At 63.6% G+C, this 14,978-nt stretch carries 14 protein-coding genes; 12 read left to right on the plus strand and 2 right to left on the minus strand.

Features of this window, described 5'->3' with window-relative positions; translation table 11 throughout:
• Positions 1-63: 63 nt before the first annotated feature.
• From F3J45_RS15165 to F3J45_RS15195, 7 genes are all read left to right on the plus strand, one after another.
• Positions 64-327, plus strand: a complete 264-nt coding sequence (locus F3J45_RS15165; RefSeq protein ID WP_240164614.1) for a cytochrome c5 family protein — start codon at positions 64-66, stop codon at positions 325-327.
• 31 nt (positions 328-358) lie between these two features.
• Positions 359-976, plus strand: a complete 618-nt coding sequence (locus tag F3J45_RS15170) for a cytochrome c (protein WP_167063921.1) — start codon at positions 359-361, stop codon at positions 974-976.
• A gap of 153 nt (positions 977-1,129) precedes the next feature.
• Positions 1,130-1,765: a thiol:disulfide interchange protein DsbA gene (dsbA, locus tag F3J45_RS15175; RefSeq protein WP_167063925.1), complete on the plus strand. Its 636-nt coding sequence runs from the start codon at positions 1,130-1,132 to the stop codon at positions 1,763-1,765.
• Between the two features lie 12 nt (positions 1,766-1,777).
• Positions 1,778-2,632 carry an endonuclease/exonuclease/phosphatase family protein gene (locus F3J45_RS15180; RefSeq protein WP_167063928.1) on the plus strand — a complete coding sequence of 285 codons (855 nt, stop codon included), beginning with the start codon at positions 1,778-1,780 and terminating at the stop codon, positions 2,630-2,632.
• Between the two features lie 96 nt (positions 2,633-2,728).
• Positions 2,729-4,717 (plus strand): GGDEF domain-containing protein, encoded by a 1,989-nt coding sequence (locus F3J45_RS15185; protein WP_167063931.1) that lies wholly within the window; start codon positions 2,729-2,731, stop codon positions 4,715-4,717.
• Between the two features lie 66 nt (positions 4,718-4,783).
• Complete coding sequence (locus F3J45_RS15190; RefSeq protein WP_167063934.1) at positions 4,784-5,560, plus strand: N-acetylmuramoyl-L-alanine amidase; 777 nt, start codon at positions 4,784-4,786, stop codon at positions 5,558-5,560.
• 80 nt (positions 5,561-5,640) lie between these two features.
• A complete protein-coding gene (locus F3J45_RS15195) occupies positions 5,641-7,260 on the plus strand; it encodes an EAL domain-containing protein (RefSeq protein ID WP_167063937.1) in 1,620 nt (539 codons plus the stop codon).
• Between the two features lie 148 nt (positions 7,261-7,408).
• Here F3J45_RS15195 and F3J45_RS15200 read toward each other — a convergent pair whose 3' ends face one another.
• On the minus strand, positions 7,409-9,175 hold the full coding sequence (locus F3J45_RS15200) for a KinB sensor domain-containing domain (RefSeq protein WP_205300528.1): 1,767 nt from the start codon (positions 9,173-9,175) through the stop codon (positions 7,409-7,411).
• Between the two features lie 8 nt (positions 9,176-9,183).
• Complete coding sequence (gene algB, locus F3J45_RS15205) at positions 9,184-10,530, minus strand: sigma-54-dependent response regulator transcription factor AlgB (protein WP_167063943.1); 1,347 nt, start codon at positions 10,528-10,530, stop codon at positions 9,184-9,186.
• A 211-nt stretch (positions 10,531-10,741) separates the two neighbouring features.
• Here algB and F3J45_RS15210 point away from each other — a divergent pair, with 211 nt between their 5' ends.
• The 5 genes from F3J45_RS15210 (at position 10,742) to gltP (ending at position 14,772) form a co-directional block, all read left to right on the plus strand.
• On the plus strand, positions 10,742-11,563 hold the full coding sequence (locus F3J45_RS15210; protein ID WP_167063946.1) for a BON domain-containing protein: 822 nt from the start codon (positions 10,742-10,744) through the stop codon (positions 11,561-11,563).
• A gap of 177 nt (positions 11,564-11,740) precedes the next feature.
• Complete coding sequence (locus F3J45_RS15215) at positions 11,741-12,034, plus strand: hypothetical protein (RefSeq protein ID WP_167063949.1); 294 nt, start codon at positions 11,741-11,743, stop codon at positions 12,032-12,034.
• Between the two features lie 42 nt (positions 12,035-12,076).
• On the plus strand, positions 12,077-12,238 hold the full coding sequence (locus F3J45_RS15220; protein WP_103448315.1) for a DUF1328 domain-containing protein: 162 nt from the start codon (positions 12,077-12,079) through the stop codon (positions 12,236-12,238).
• A gap of 2 nt (positions 12,239-12,240) precedes the next feature.
• Positions 12,241-12,711: an inhibitor of vertebrate lysozyme family protein gene (locus F3J45_RS15225; RefSeq protein WP_167063952.1), complete on the plus strand. Its 471-nt coding sequence runs from the start codon at positions 12,241-12,243 to the stop codon at positions 12,709-12,711.
• Positions 12,712-13,443: 732 nt separating this feature from the next.
• Positions 13,444-14,772 carry a glutamate/aspartate:proton symporter GltP gene (gene gltP, locus F3J45_RS15230; RefSeq protein WP_167063955.1) on the plus strand — a complete coding sequence of 443 codons (1,329 nt, stop codon included), beginning with the start codon at positions 13,444-13,446 and terminating at the stop codon, positions 14,770-14,772.
• Positions 14,773-14,978: the final 206 nt, after the last annotated feature.

Raw genomic sequence — 14,978 nt, forward strand, 5'->3', positions numbered from 1 at the left:
CCCAACCCTGTCAGGTCGTTTCGCATGGCGAAATGGCTGCTAGCTGTCGGTGTGTTCCTGCCGATGTTCAGCGCACAGGCTACACAGGATCCCGAGGCGTTGTACAACCGCACGTGTGCGGCTTGTCACGCCGGGCAGTTGCCCCAGGCGCCCCAGAGGGGTGACCGGGCTGCATGGGAGCCAAGGCTGGCGCAAGGCATGGATCAGCTGTTGGTGCATGTTACCCAGGGTTTCAAGGCTATGCCGCCGCGTGGATTGTGCATGGACTGCAGTGCCGAGGACTACCGTTTGGTCATCCTTTGGATGAGTGGCAGTCCCGATACATAACATTTCACCCTTAGCCGTGTTGGATTAGCTGATGAACAAACTAGTCGTGAGTCTGCTGTTGACCCTGGGTGTCGCAGGTGCAGCCACTGCTGCGGACCCCATCAAAGGCGATGCCGCCGCTGGCCAGGCCAAGACGGCCGTTTGTGGTGCCTGCCACAACCCCGACGGCAACAGCCTGGCACCAAACTTCCCGAAACTGGCCGGCCAGGGCCAGCGCTACCTGGAAAAGCAATTGCACGACATCCAGTCGGGCAAGCGTACCGTGCTGGAGATGACCGGCATGCTGGCCAACTTCAATGACCAGGATTTGGCCGATATCGCCGCCTATTTCTCCAGCCAGAAAGGCAGCGTTGGCGCCGCCGACCCCAAGCTGGTCGAGCGTGGCCGCGCGCTGTTCAACGGCGGCGACCTGGACCGCAAGCTGCCTGCCTGCACCGGCTGCCATTCGCCCAACGGCGCCGGCATCGCCCTGGCCGGCTTCCCGCACCTGGGGGGCCAGCACTCGCAGTACGTGACCAAGCAGCTCACCGACTTCCGTGAGGGCAACCGCACCAACGACGGCGACGCCATGACCATGCGCACGATTGCCGGGCGCTTGAGCAATCACGATATCGATGCCTTGGCCAGCTACATCCAGGGCCTGCATTAACATTCGGTTAATGCGGCAACGCTAAAGATGAAAGGGCGGCGCGGGTCGCCCTTTTTTCCATCCGCAGCCGTTACACTACAGAACTCGGGCCCTTCGCCACCGGTCATAGCACAGGTGGCGTCGAGGCGACCAATGAATGCTCAGGAGTAAAGCATGCGTAAACTGATTCTCAGCGCCGCGCTGGTCGCTGCCAGCGTTATCGGTATGACTGCCGCCCAGGCCGCCGAGCCTGCAAGTGCCGGCAAGGAATACATCGAGCTGAGCAACCCTGTTCCGGTATCCCAGCCAGGCAAGATCGAAGTGGTCGAGCTGTTCTGGTACGGCTGCCCACATTGCTACCACTTCGAGCCGACCATCAACCCATGGGTCGACAAACTGCCCAAGGATGTCAACTTCAAGCGCGTGCCCGCCATGTTCGGCGGCCCGTGGGACGCCCACGGCCAGATGTTCCTGACCCTCGAAGCCATGGGCGTGGAGCACAAGGTGCACGCCGCCGTGTTCGATGCCATCCAGAACCAGCACAAGCGCCTGACCGACCCGCAAGACATGGCCGACTTCCTCGCCACCCAGGGTGTGGACAAGGACAAGTTCCTCGCCACCTTCAACTCGTTCGCCATCAAGGGCCAGGTCAACCAGGCCAAGGAACTGGCGAAGAAGTATGAAATCACCGGCGTACCGAGCATGGTGGTCAACGGCAAGTACCGCTTCGACCTGGGCACCGCTGGCGGGCCCGAGGGCGTGCTGAACGTTGCCGACCAGCTGATTGCCAAGGAGCGCGCCGCTAAGTAAGCGGCGAACCCCATGCGCCGCTTCAGAACCGCGCGTGGCATTGGCTTGCACCAGCCGCAGGTCAACGAGCATCACCTGCAGGCCCCTGGCCTGCCTGAGGATGGTCGCCTGCGGCTGCTCAGTTTCAACATTCAAGTTGGCATCAGCACCGAGCGCTATCGCCACTACCTGACCCGTAGCTGGCAGCACCTGCTGCCGCATACCGGGCGGGCTGGCAACTTGCAGAAAATCGGCAAGCTGCTGGGCGACTTCGACCTGGTGGCCTTGCAGGAAGCCGATGGCGGCAGCCTGCGCTCGGGCTACGTCAACCAGGTGGAGCACCTGGCCCAGCTGGGCTCCTTCCCCTACTGGTACCAACAGCTCAACCGCAACCTGGGGCGCTTTGCCCAGCACAGCAATGGCGTACTCAGCCGCCTAAAACCGCAGATGCTGGAAGATCACCCGCTGCCCGGCCCGGCCGGCCGTGGTGCGATCCTGGTGCGTTTCGGCGAAGGCGCCGACGCGCTGATCGTGGTGATGATGCACCTGGCCCTCGGCGCCAAGACCCGCGCACTGCAGCTGGCCTACATTCGTGAGCTGATTGGCGGCTACCGCCACCAGATCCTCATGGGTGACATGAACACCCATGCCACCGACCTGCTCGACCACTCCCCCCTGCGCGACCTGGGCCTGATTGCCCCTCAGGTCGAGGCGACCTTCCCCAGCTGGCGCCCGCAACGCTGCCTGGACCATATCCTGCTCAGCCCGAGCCTGACCCTGGAGCGGGTGGAGGTGCTGGCGCAGCCAATTTCCGATCATCTTCCCGTTGCGGTCGAGATCCGATTGCCTGATGCACTGACTGTGGATACGCTGCCGGCTCTGAGCTAGATCAGCAAAACCGCACGGCGCCCTCAAGTGTTGCATCTTCGCGCCGACAGCGTGTAATTACCGCCCATAGTTGTGTCATTCGTCGCGGATCCAGGCATGACCGAAGAAGCCGAGCGCTGGAAAGAAAAATACCTTAAAAGCATCGAACAGCAGGAAAAGCTCGAACGCCGCTGGGAAGCGCGCCTCGACCTGCTGCGCCGTGGCCTGGTGCGCAGCACCCTGGCCGCCGAAGGCAGCGACAAGGTGGTCGACGAATGCATGAAGGAAATGCGCGATGTCATTCGCAGTGACAACATGGACGCCGGCCTTGCCGGGTTGATCCCGCGCCTGGAAAAAGCCGTGCTCGATTCCGAGCAACGCCGCGAAACCCGCATGAACCAGGTCAGTGATGCGCTGAACGCACTGGTCAACCAGTTGCAGGGCCTGCCCTTGCCTGGCGATGTGTCGCGGCCCTTGAAGAAACTGGCGAAAAAGCTCGACGGCGGGGTTGCCCAGTCACGCGAGCTGCCGCCGCTGCTGGGTGAGCTCAGTGGCTTGCAGGGCCGCGCCCTGTCGTCGCTGAACCGCACCGACGAGGAAGCCAGGCCAGGTTTCCTGCAGCGCTTGTTCGGCAACCGCGAAAGCGAGCCCCAGGCCGAGGCGCCGCCGGCCGAGCCGGTGCAGCCGGTTGTCGCCGTAGTTGAAGACCTTCCCCACCGCGAAGGGCCGCTGCTGGTAGACCTGCCGCCCCGGGATGTCGATGAGCTGCATGCGGTGCCTGCGCCGGAGCCTGTCGCCGAGCCCGTGCCCGAGCCGCAAGCCGAGGCTGTAGCCATTGAACCGCTGGAGCCCGCGGTTGGCGCCCCGCCTGCGATGGCTGAGCCCTTGGCCGCGCCAGAATCCGAGGCGGCTGCAGTCATGCCAGCGCCCGAGGCGGTCACCGCGCCGGAAGCGGCCGTGCCCTTGCCGGAAACCGAGGCAGATGGCGACACATTGGCCCCCCTTGACGAGGTGTTTGGCGAAGATGGGCCCTACGCCCTCCCCGATGCGGTCGAACCCCCGTACAGCCAGGTGGCTGCGCACATCGAGCATACCCTGCTCGGCCTGCTGGACGACCTCAGCCTGCCCGAGCGCCACAAGGCCCAGGCGCTGGATATGCGCGAACGGGTGGCGCGTGGGCTGAACTGGTACGAACTGATTCCGGTGCTCGACGACCTGGCGGTTCTGATGCTGGCGATCACCGACAGCGGCCAGCACGAATTCGAAACCTACCTGCAGCAACTCAACGAGCGCTTGGAAAGCTTCCAGAGCCACTTGCACGAGGCCAGTGCCGGGCATGCCGACAACAGCTCGGCCGCCCGTGAACTGGACCACCAGCTGCGCGAGCAGGTCGACGGCTTGCAGAGCAGCGTGCAGGGCGCAGTCGATGTGGTCAGCCTCAAGTCCATCCTGGAAAACCGCCTGGAAGGCCTGCTGGGCACCATGGACGCCCACCAGCACGAGCGCGACCGCCGCGAGCAGGAGCTGGCCGGGCGCCTGCAGGGGCTGGCCGAACGGGTGGCGAGCATGGAGCAGGAAGCCCTCGGTTACCGCGAGCACCTTGAGGAGCAGCGCCAGAAAGCCTTGATCGACCCGCTCACCGGCCTGCCCAACCGCGCCGCCTGGAGCGAGCGCGTCGAGCATGAAATGCGCGACTGGCAGGAAAATGGCGGCCACCTGGCCATGGCGATTCTCGACCTGGACCACTTCAAGCGTATCAACGACAGCTACGGCCACCTGGCCGGTGACAAGGTGTTGAAGATTGTCGCCGACCAGCTGCGCAAGCGCCTGCGTGGGCGCGACTTCATCGCCCGCTTCGGCGGCGAGGAGTTCGTCCTGCTGCTGCCGCAGACGCCCCCGGCGGCGGCGGCCCAGGTGGGCGAGGTGCTGCGCGCGGCCATCGAGGCGTGCCCGTTCCACTTCAAGGGCGAGCGGGTGGTGATTACCACCTCCATCGGGCTGAGCGCGTTCCGCTCTGGCGAGCGAGGCGACCAGGTGCTCAAGCGCGCCGACGAGGCCTTGTACCGGGCCAAGGAGTTGGGCCGTAACCGCGTGGAACAAAGCTGATCGGGTGGGCGGGCTGCGCATACGTTATGATGTTGCATTACTGCCCCAGCAAACCTGGCACCCCCAATGAAAGCGTTCTTTTCCGCATTGCTGCTGCTTGCCCTGGCCGGATGCTCGACCGGCCTGCGCATCGACCGTAGCCACCCCTCGGCCAACCAGGACAACCGCGTCCAGTTCGTTGTGCTGCACTACACCAATGCCTCCCTGGAGCGCTCCCTGGCATTGCTCACCCATGGCGAGGTGAGCAGCCATTACCTGATCGGTGACGGCCCGGGCACGATCTACCAGCTGGTCGATGAAAACCGCCGCGCCTGGCACGCTGGCGAAAGCCAGTGGCAGGGGCGAACCTGGCTCAACTCCAGCTCGATCGGCATCGAGATCGTCAACCCGGGCTTTGACGAAACGCCCAATGGCCGCGTCTGGTACCCCTACAGCGAGGCGCAGGTGCAGTCGCTGATCGCCTTGCTCAAGGACATCGTCAAGCGAAACCATATCGAGCCACGGCACATCATCGGGCACAGCGACATCGCGCCGCTGCGCAAGCTCGACCCGGGGCCGCTGTTCCCGTGGAAGCGCCTGGCTGACGAAGGCCTGGGCATCTGGCCGGATGCCAACGCAGTGGCCCGCCAGCAGATGTATTTCGCCGCCAATCCGCCAACCGTCGGCTGGTACCAGCAGGAACTGGCGCGCTTTGGCTATGCCATCGAGCAGACCGGGCAACTGGACGTGGCCACCCGGCATGTCATTGCCGCCTTCCAGATGCACTTCCGCCCCCAGCGTTTCGACGGCGTGCCTGACGCCCAGACTGCCGCCATGTTGCAGGTACTCAACCGCATGCGCTGAGGCCTCCCGGCTCCCGCCAAACGGCAGGGGCCGATTCCCATTCCAGTTGCTATACCTTGTTAATCAACTGGATGCTGCCCATGTCTGCTCTGATTTCTGCGCTCCGCCAATTTTTTTACCGTCCCTGGATGCTGGCCACCTTGGCAGCACTGGCCAGCGCTGCCGTATTGCTTACTGCCAGCATTGGCATTGCCCTGCACCAGATGAAGGAAAGCGAAAGCGCGCAGATGAACGCCCAGGGCGAGCGCTTTCTCGACCGCCTGGAGCAAGTCTTCGGCCAGTTGCGTGAAGGCGTCGACGAGTTGCAGGGGCAAACCTTGCGTGGCTGCAGCCCGGCAATGATCGCGACCTTGCAGCGGGTCGGCCTGGGTTCGCGCTTCATTTATGAGGCGGCCTACGTCGATGCCAATGTCGCCTGCTCCAACCGCGGCGGTGACCGGGCATTCGTGCCGACCCGGCCACCGGACATTCGCGGGCCCACCTACAGCTACTGGCTCAACACCACCACCGAGCCCAACGAGAACCTGGCAGCGCTGATGCTGGCGCGGGGCAACTTCCTGGTGTCCACGTCCCGTGGGCACCTGACCGATGTGGTCGACCTGCCGCCGGGCGGCAGCTTGCTGGTGGTGCTCGATGGAGGAACCCGGGCGATACCGGTGCTTGGCCCGGCCCAGGCCTGGCCCCCGACCCGCGACTGGCCACCGCCCAGCCATAAATCGTTGTTCGAGTTGCGTGATCGGCTGGTGTACCGCATGCCCACCAAGTCACCGGACTACCAGCTGATGCTGATTGCGCCGCGTGCCAGCCTGCCCTTGCGCATGAACGGCATGCTCTGGCTGCTGTTCCCCGGTAGCCTGCTGGCGGCCTGCTGCATTGGCTGGCTGGTACTGCAGTTGGTGCAGCAGCGCCGCTCGATGAGTTCGGAGCTGCAGAACGCCTTGCGCCGTGGTGAGCTGCAGGTGCTGTACCAGCCGATCATCGAGCTCGACAGCCGCCGCTGTGTCGGCGCCGAGGCGTTGGTGCGCTGGCGCCGCCCGGACGGCACCCTGACCAGCCCGGACCTGTTCATTCCCCTGGCGGAGAACACCGGGCAGATCCGCCAGATCACCGATTTCGTGTTGCAGCGGGTGCTGGAGCAGCTGGGGCAGCTGCTGCGCTCGCACCGTAACCTGTACATTTCCGTGAACCTGGCGGCTTGTGACGTGATGGCCCCGCGCATCGGCCGGGTGGCGGCGCGCCTGCTGGCCCTGCACCGGGTGGCGGCCAGCCAGATTGCCTTCGAAGTCACCGAGCGTGGGCTGATCGACGTGGTGGTGGCGCGGGACAACCTGCAGGCCCTGCGTTCGGTGGGGCACCAGGTGTTGATCGACGATTTCGGCACGGGCTATTGCAGTCTGGCCTATTTGCAGACCCTGCCGGTGGATTGCCTGAAGATCGACAAGGCGTTCATCGATGCCCTGGGGCATGACGCGGCCAGCAGTGGCGTGGCGCCCCATATCATTCGCATGGCCCATGACCTGCACCTGCGGGTGATTGCCGAGGGCATCGAATGTGAGGCGCAGGCGGTGTTGCTCAACAGCGAGGGGGTGAACTACGGGCAGGGGTGGTTGTTCGCCCACCCGCTCAATGCCCGGCAGTTCGCCGAGCTGGTGACCCGTGGGCGGCAGCCGCGGCGGGTGAGGATCGATGATGAGCCTTGAGCACCCCAGGGAAGTTGGCGATAAGCCGGGTAGGAGCGAGCACAGCTCGCGATGGGCTGCAAAGCAGCCCCGCCATTCTGTGCCGCGCTGAAACCCCGGGGCCGCTGTGCGCCCCATCGCGAGCTAAGCTCGCTCCTACCAGGCGACATCAAACGGGCAAGGCCATGTAGAACTGGGTGCCCTGCCCTGGCCGGGAAAACACGCCCATGCGCCCGCCATGCAACTGCACGATCTCCTTGCACAGGGCCAGCCCCAGCCCTGCCCCGCCTTTCTTGCGCCCCACCTGCACGAACGGTTCGAAAATCCGCCCCTGCTGCCCATAGGCTATCCCCTCGCCGTTGTCTTCGACGCTGACGATCACCCGCTCGGCATGGCGCCGTGCGTGCAGGCGGATGCGCCCGCCGTTGGCGGTATGGCGGATGGCGTTGTGCAGCAGGTTGTCGAGTACCCGGTCCAGCTGCGCGATGTCGGCCTGAATACGCGGCAACGGCGGCTCCAGCGCCTTGACCAGCTCGATTTGCTTGTCCGCCGCGTGCTCACTGGCCCGTGCCAGGGCGCGCTCAAGCAACTCGTCTATGGCACACGGCGCCAGTTCGAGTTTCTGCAGGCCGCTCTGGTAGCGCGAGAAATTCAGCAGGTCGTTGATCAGCTGGGTCAGGCGCTGCATTTCCTCACCGATGGTTTCCAGCAGGTCGTTCTCGCGTGCTTCGGGCGGGAACTTCACCCGCTCGCGCAACAGCCCGAAGGCCATGTGCATACCGGTGACCGGGGTGCGCAGTTCATGGGAGGCGCGCAGCACGAATTCACTGCGCACGCGCTCGAAGGCGCGCTGCTCGGTCACGTCGTGCAGCACCATCACCGCACCGAGAATCGGCCCCTGCGGGTGGCTGACCGGGGTCAGGCTGTAGGTCAGCAAGCGCATTTCTTCGTCGACCTCGATGCTCAGGTCTTCGGGCTGGCGGTCCAGGCTGCCACCGCGCAGCACCTGGCGCAGTTGCGCTTCCAGCTCTGGCCGCTGCAGGGCCTCGGCCAGGGCGCTGCCGACGCGGCTATCGCTCCAGCCCAGTTGGCGCTGGGCCACCGGGTTAAGGTGTTCCAGGCGCCCTTGGCGGTCGATGATCAGCAAGCCGTCGTCGATGCTGTCGAGCACCGCCTGCAAGCGCTGCTGGCCGGCCAGCAATTCGTCGACGTTGGTTGCCTGGTGCTTGCGCAGGGCATCGGCCATCAGCCCGAAGCGGCGGGTGAGCTGGTTGAGCTCGATGGCCTGGGTCACCGGCAGGGTGACATCGAAGTTGCCCTGGCCCAGCTGGTCTGCGGCCTTGGCCAGCGCTTCGATCGGCTGGCCGAAGCGCCGGGCGATGTTGTGTGCGGTGATGAAGCCCAACACCAGCACCACCAGGCCCATCAGGCCGAGCACGCCGCTGACCAGCAGGGCGCGGTCGCGGGTGTGCTCTTCACTGCGGGTAATCAGCTCCAGCGCCTGTTTGTGCGAGTCGATCAGGTCGCTGCGCACCTGGTTGAACGCAGCTCCCAGCGGCTGTTCCGCGCCCATGCTGCGGGCCGGTGCCGGGCTTTCGTGGTAGGCCTGGAGGAACGCCTGGTAGTTGCTGTTGGCCTTGCTGAAGCCCGAGCGCTCACCGCCTTGGGCCAGGCCTTGGTCGAGCAGTGCCTTGAAGTTGTCTTGCAGGGCCACCAGGCTGGTGGGCGCGGTATCCTCGTCCAGCAGCAAGGTCAGTTGCTCGCCAAGGTTTTGCCGCAACTTCAGGCCCGTTTCCAGGGCCTGGGTCGTCTCGCGCACCGATTCTTGCTGCACGGTGGCCATCTGCAGCACGCTGACCAGGCCCAGCAGCAGGCCCAGCAGGGCCACCGTCACCAGCGCCGAGATGCTGAGGAAAAGCCGCGTGCGCAGCTTCATTTGCCACTTCATAGGTTGTACTGCTTACGCTTGCGGTAAAGGGTCGAGGCATCGATGCCCAGGGTTTTGGCGGCTTGGTCGAGGGTGTCGCTGGTGGCCAGCACCGCGCCGATGTGCGCACGCTCCAGTTCGTCCAGGCTCAATGCCGCGCCCACCCGTGGCGCATTGCCGGTAGGTTGCTCGCCCATGCCCAGGTGGCTGATTTCCACCCGCTCCTGCGGGCAGATGATGCTGGCGCGTTCGATCACGTTACGCAGCTCGCGGATGTTGCCCGGCCAGCGGTAGTTGAGCAGCGCGGCGCGGGCCTCGTCGCTGAAGCCACGGGCCGGGCGCGAGTATTCCTTGACGAAGCGGGCGAGGAAACGGTCGGCCAGGGTCAGGATGTCCTCGCTGCGCTCGCGCAGCGGCGGCAGGTGCAGGGTGATGACGTTCAGGCGGTACAGCAGGTCTTCCCGGAAGCGGCTCTCGCGCACCATCTCCTCAAGGTTGAGGTTGGTGGCGGCGAGGATGCGCACATCGGCGCGGCGCGTGACCGGGTCGCCGACCCGCTCGTATTCCTTGTCCTGGATGAAACGCAGCAGTTTCGGTTGCAGGGTCAGCGGGAAGTCACCGATCTCATCGAGGAACAGGGTGCCGCCGTCGGCCTGGCTGACCCGCCCCAGGGTACTTTCGCTGGCCCCGGTGAAGGCGCCACGGGTGTGGCCGAACAGTTCGCTTTCCATCAGCTCGGCATTGAGCGATGGGCAGTTGATGGTGACGCAAGCCTTGCGCGCACGCTTGCTCCAGCCGTGAATGGCGCGGGCCAATTCGCCCTTGCCGGTGCCCGACTCGCCAAGGATGAGGATGTTGGCGTCGGTGGTGGCCACCTGGCGGGCGGTTTCCAGCACCGCCATCATCGCCGGGCTGTGGGAGTCGAGGCCATCCTTGGGTTTGCGTACTTCGCCCTCCAGGGCTTCCAGGCGCGCCGAGAGCTGGCGCACTTCCAGTTGCTTGGCGGTGGCCAGGCGCAGTTGGTCGGGGCTGCAAGGCTTGACCAGGTAATCGGCGGCGCCGGCCTGGATGGCATCGACGGCGGTGTCGATCGCCGAATGGGCGGTGACGATCACCACGCGCATCCAGGGCGCCTGCACGCGCATCTGGGCCAGCACGTCCAGGCCGTTGTCTTCGCCCAGGCGCAGGTCGAGAAAGCACAGGTCGAAGACCTGGCGTTGCAGCAACGCTTCGGCCTGGGCGGCGCTGTTGGCGGTGGCCACGCTGTAGCCTTCATCTTCCAGGCAGTAACGGAAGGTGCGCAGGATCGCGGACTCGTCATCCACCAGCAGAATGCGGCCTTGGTTGTCCTGGGCTGATTCCATGTGCTGCGCTCCTTAGGGAAAGATCTTTGTTTAGTGTGGGAAAAATCGGGCAAGTTGCATGGTCAATTCTGAATGAATCTGTCCTTTGCATGCTAGCCAATGGCCAATTCATAACGCCAAGCCGTGATATCCCGATGATTTCCTTAGAGGTGCGCGCTGGCACATTGGTTGCGACGATTTTCAGCTTTTGCCAACAAAAGGAGGTGTAGCCATGCCCTTTAACCCCCGAATGGCCGTGTTGGCGGCCGCGCTGCTGTCCAATTGCGTGCCGGCGTTCGCAGGCCCAGTGCAGGACGCCCGCCTGCAAGGCGCGTTGCAAACGGCGCTGGCGCTGAACCGGATACTCAACCCATTCACCATCAAGGTCGAGGTCGAGGGCACCCGGGCGCGCCTGGACGGTGAGGTGGAGAATGCCGTGGAGCGCGACCTGGCCGAGCAGGTGGCGTTGGCTACCCGGGGCATCGACCAGGTCGACAACCAGTTGCGCGTCAATGCACAGCTGGTGGAGCGCCCGCTGGAACTGCGCGCCTATGCCCAGCGCCTGGAGGACGCCACCTTGGCTGCGGTGATTCGTGCACGCCTGCTGTGGAGCCGCACCACGGAAAAGGCGGCCATCGAGGTGCAGAGCAGCGAAGGCGTGGTGACGTTGCGCGGCAAGGTGGACAGCGCCGAGGCCAAGGCGCTTGCCGGCATGCTGGCAAGCTCCACCGATGGCGTGCACCTGGTCAACAACCTGGTGAGCCTGGACTCTGCTGCCATGGCCAAGGCGCGGGAAACCCCGGTGGGTGCACCCAGTGGACCCCAGCCAAGCGATAGCTGGGTGGTGGACAAGATCCAGACCAGCTACCGCTTCAGCCGCAACCTCGATGGCTTGAATATCAAGGTGGCCAGCGAACAGGGCATGGTGCGGCTCTCGGGCGAGGTGGTCAGCAGCGAGCAGAAGACCATTGCCGTGGAGATTGCGCGGCAGATCGTCGGCGTGCGGGGGGTGGACGCCGACCTGTTGCGCGTGGCAACGAAAGTTCAAGGGTGAATCGTGCAATTCGCACGACGCTACAGCGGGCATCGTGCAGGATACGTCCTCAATCGAATTGCCAAGATTACTTAACTTATTGATTTATAAGTGTTTTATTGGATTAAAAAGGCTGGCACGCAGGCTGCAATTACCTGTTCAGGTTTGAATAGAAAAATTACAGCAGGAGAAGCCGGCATGAACCGCCCATCCGTCAACCGCTCGCGCAATGCCGCACTGCCTGTGCGCCAGTTCCTGATCCTCGGGATGGCGCTGCTGCTGACCCTGGCCGCCGGCCTCTTCTACTACAGCTGGCAGACCGCGCGCCTGGCCGACCAGGTGGCGGCGCAAACCGCCCTGCTGGCGCAAATCCAGGCGAGCCGTGCCAGTACCCTGGTCAAGGCAGCCGAGCCCACCGGGCGGCGGCCTGCCGCCGATACCTCACCGGCCACCGTCGACACTGCCGTACCGGCACAACGCTGGGTGTTCTAAGTCGCGCACCGGACCGATTTCGACAAAGAAAGGAGAATCATCATGCTGAGCTGGGCAGTCACTTTCCTCATCATTGCCATTGTCGCCGCCGTACTGGGCTTCGGTGGTATCGCCGGCGCCGCAACCGGCATCGCGAAGATTCTGTTCATCGTCTTCCTGGTGTTGTTCGTGGCCTCCTTCTTCTTTGGACGTGGTCGAGGTTGAACATGAGCAGGGGATTATCCACTGCCCTGGCTGCCGCCCTGCTGTTGGGCGGCAGTACGGCGGCGCTGGCGGCCAATGATGGCCAGGTGCGGGCCGACCAATTGCTCGGCTCGGACCCCGGATACCGGGAAGCTTGGCAACATGCGATCAAAGGCGAGGAACGCCTGCCCGATTGGGTCATCAACCTGACCGGTAGTGCCCAGCAGCAGATGTCGGCGGTGACCGAGGATGGCGACAAATACCTCGTCGGCCCGCTGTGTGAAACCGCCGACAACTGCACCTACAAACGGCTGATCGTGGCGTTCAGCTGGGACAAGGACGATGCCTACGGGATGCTCGTGGAAGTGCCCGAAGGCCTGCCGAGCGACAAGTCGCCGACCCGCCACGCCCAATACCGCTGGCTGGGCAAGCCGGACGACGGCATGAAGGCCATGCTGCAGGAGCAGCTCAAGCGTGACCCGAAGTGGTACTGACCAGCGGTCACGCGCTGTCACGTAATAGAAGCGGAACCTTTCTATCTTTCTCGCTTCTATGATGCGCCGCTTCGAGGAGGAGCGGCACATGACCAGGGGGCCGGGCTGTTCTGATTGCTACAGGATCGGAGTGGCCTAGGGGTACAGGGAGTACCTCCATCAGTGGGCCGGGTCAGGAAAAGGCAGAATCGGAAGCATCAGGTCGTGGCGGTGTCTGACAATCACCCGACCCAGGCCTGGCTTCCGAGGCGCCATCTACCCCTCATGCTGATTCCTTTCAGGAATTGATCTCCAAGACACATTTTGTGATGACCGCACGTCAATTTTTTTGGGTCACACAAGGTGCCTTGCAAGTGGCATTTCGGCCATTCGGATTGTCGAACAAGCCGTTTTTCAGCGCTTCAGCATACCGCTAAAACTGCCGAAATATGGCGGTTTGGCCTTGTTCGGATTTCCGAACGTTATAAATCAATGACTTACGTGCGGCGTATTTTGACTCGTAAGCCCATGCCGAATCGGTATGGGGTATGCGTTTCCGGCATTAGATTTAAGCCTCCCCCATCGCAATAGTTGCGGCCTTTTTCGCTGGCACGAGCGCCTTGTCGCTCGCTCGCGGTGTCCTTACATGAGGTCTCCGGACGGAAGCCAAAAGCTCCCCGTGACGTTGCCAACGGCTCTGTTACGCGCTTTTTCCGGTCGGTGCCCGTGACCACTAGAACAAAGGGTAAAGACATGAAGAAGGCAAAACTGAGCCTCGCCTGGCAGATCGTCATCGGTCTGGTACTGGGCGTTGCAGTCGGCGCGCTGCTGAACCACTTCAGCGCGGAAAAGGCCTGGTGGATCAGCAACGTTCTCCAGCCCGCCGGTGACATCTTCATTCGCCTGATCAAGATGATCGTCGTCCCGATCGTGATTTCGTCGCTGATCGTGGGTATCGCCGGGGTTGGCGATGCGAAGAAACTGGGCAGCATCGGCCTGAAGACCATCCTCTACTTCGAGGTGGTGACCACCATCGCCATCGTCGTCGGCCTGGTGTTGGCCAACCTGTTCCACCCGGGCGCCGGCATCGACATGAGCACCCTGGGGACCGTCGACATCTCCAAGTACCAGGCCACCGCGGCCGAGGTACAGCATGAACATGCGTTCATCGAGACCCTGCTGAACCTGATTCCGTCGAACATCTTCGCAGCGCTGATGCGTGGCGAGATGCTGCCGATCATCTTCTTCTCGGTGATGTTCGGCCTGGGCCTGTCGAGCCTGCAGGCCGACCTGCGCGAGCCACTGGTGCGTACCTTCCAGGCCGTGTCGGAAACCATGTTCAAAGTCACCCACATGATCATGAACTACGCCCCGATCGGCGTGTTCGCCCTGATCGCCGTGACGGTCGCCAACTTTGGCTTCAGCTCGCTGTTGCCGCTGGCCAAGCTGGTGCTGCTGGTGTACTTCGCCATCGCCTTCTTCGCCTTCATGGTGCTGGGCCTGGTCGCACGCCTGTTTGGCTTCTCGGTGATCAAGATCATGCGCATCATGAAAGATGAGCTGATCCTCGCCTACTCCACCTCCAGCTCCGAAACCGTGCTGCCGCGCGTGATCGAGAAGATGGAGAAGTACGGTGCGCCGAAGTCGATCTGCTCGTTCGTGGTGCCGACCGGCTACTCGTTCAACCTCGATGGCTCGACCCTGTACCAGAGCATCGCGGCCATCTTCATCGCCCAGCTGTACGGTATCGACCTGTCGTGGAGCCAGCAGCTGCTGCTGGTGCTGACCTTGATGGTGACCTCCAAGGGTATCGCTGGCGTACCGGGTGTTTCCTTCGTGGTGTTGCTGGCCACCCTGGGCAGCGTGGGCATCCCGCTGGAAGGCCTGGCCTTCATCGCCGGTGTCGACCGCATCATGGACATGGCGCGTACCGCCCTGAACGTGATCGGCAACGCCCTGGCAGCCCTGGTGGTTGCCCGTTGGGAAGGCATGTACGACGCAGCTAAAGGCGAGAAGTACTACGCCTCGCTGATGGCCGACAAGCAGCAGGCTGCTGTGGTTGGCGAACCGGCCAAGCGTTGAGCCTGAACCGCTGAAGCAGAAAGCCCCGACTTGTCGGGGCTTTTTGTTGGGGTTCGAAAAGGTGCAGCGGCCTATCGCGAGCGTTGCTCGCTCCTACAAAGGCTTTGCGTACGATTGGTAGGAGCGAGCAGAGCTCGCGATGGGCCGCGTCGACAGCACGGGGCCTCCAGCCAGGCGCGCCGATACGCTATCATTCGGGCATTTTT

The sequence above is a fragment of the Pantoea sp. Ap-967 genome, from assembly GCF_011752565.1.
Lineage (GTDB): Bacteria > Pseudomonadota > Gammaproteobacteria > Pseudomonadales > Pseudomonadaceae > Aquipseudomonas.

Excerpts from the sequence above, each read along its gene's own strand:
- F3J45_RS15170 (WP_167063921.1), top strand. The coding sequence starts at position 359 with ATGAACAAACTAGTCGTGAGTCTGCTGTTGACCCTGGGTGTCGCAGGT.
- F3J45_RS15220 (WP_103448315.1), top strand. The coding sequence starts at position 12,077 with ATGCTGAGCTGGGCAGTCACTTTCCTCATCATTGCCATTGTCGCCGCC.
- gltP (WP_167063955.1), top strand. The coding sequence starts at position 13,444 with ATGAAGAAGGCAAAACTGAGCCTCGCCTGGCAGATCGTCATCGGTCTG.
- F3J45_RS15195 (WP_167063937.1), top strand. The coding sequence starts at position 5,641 with ATGTCTGCTCTGATTTCTGCGCTCCGCCAATTTTTTTACCGTCCCTGG.
- dsbA (WP_167063925.1), top strand. The coding sequence starts at position 1,130 with ATGCGTAAACTGATTCTCAGCGCCGCGCTGGTCGCTGCCAGCGTTATC.
- F3J45_RS15215 (WP_167063949.1), top strand. The coding sequence starts at position 11,741 with ATGAACCGCCCATCCGTCAACCGCTCGCGCAATGCCGCACTGCCTGTG.
- F3J45_RS15200 (WP_205300528.1), bottom strand. The coding sequence starts at position 9,175 with ATGAAGCTGCGCACGCGGCTTTTCCTCAGCATCTCGGCGCTGGTGACG.
- F3J45_RS15210 (WP_167063946.1), top strand. The coding sequence starts at position 10,742 with ATGCCCTTTAACCCCCGAATGGCCGTGTTGGCGGCCGCGCTGCTGTCC.
- F3J45_RS15190 (WP_167063934.1), top strand. The coding sequence starts at position 4,784 with ATGAAAGCGTTCTTTTCCGCATTGCTGCTGCTTGCCCTGGCCGGATGC.
- algB (WP_167063943.1), bottom strand. The coding sequence starts at position 10,530 with ATGGAATCAGCCCAGGACAACCAAGGCCGCATTCTGCTGGTGGATGAC.
- F3J45_RS15180 (WP_167063928.1), top strand. The coding sequence starts at position 1,778 with ATGCGCCGCTTCAGAACCGCGCGTGGCATTGGCTTGCACCAGCCGCAG.
- F3J45_RS15225 (WP_167063952.1), top strand. The coding sequence starts at position 12,241 with ATGAGCAGGGGATTATCCACTGCCCTGGCTGCCGCCCTGCTGTTGGGC.
- F3J45_RS15185 (WP_167063931.1), top strand. The coding sequence starts at position 2,729 with ATGACCGAAGAAGCCGAGCGCTGGAAAGAAAAATACCTTAAAAGCATC.
- F3J45_RS15165 (WP_240164614.1), top strand. The coding sequence starts at position 64 with ATGTTCAGCGCACAGGCTACACAGGATCCCGAGGCGTTGTACAACCGC.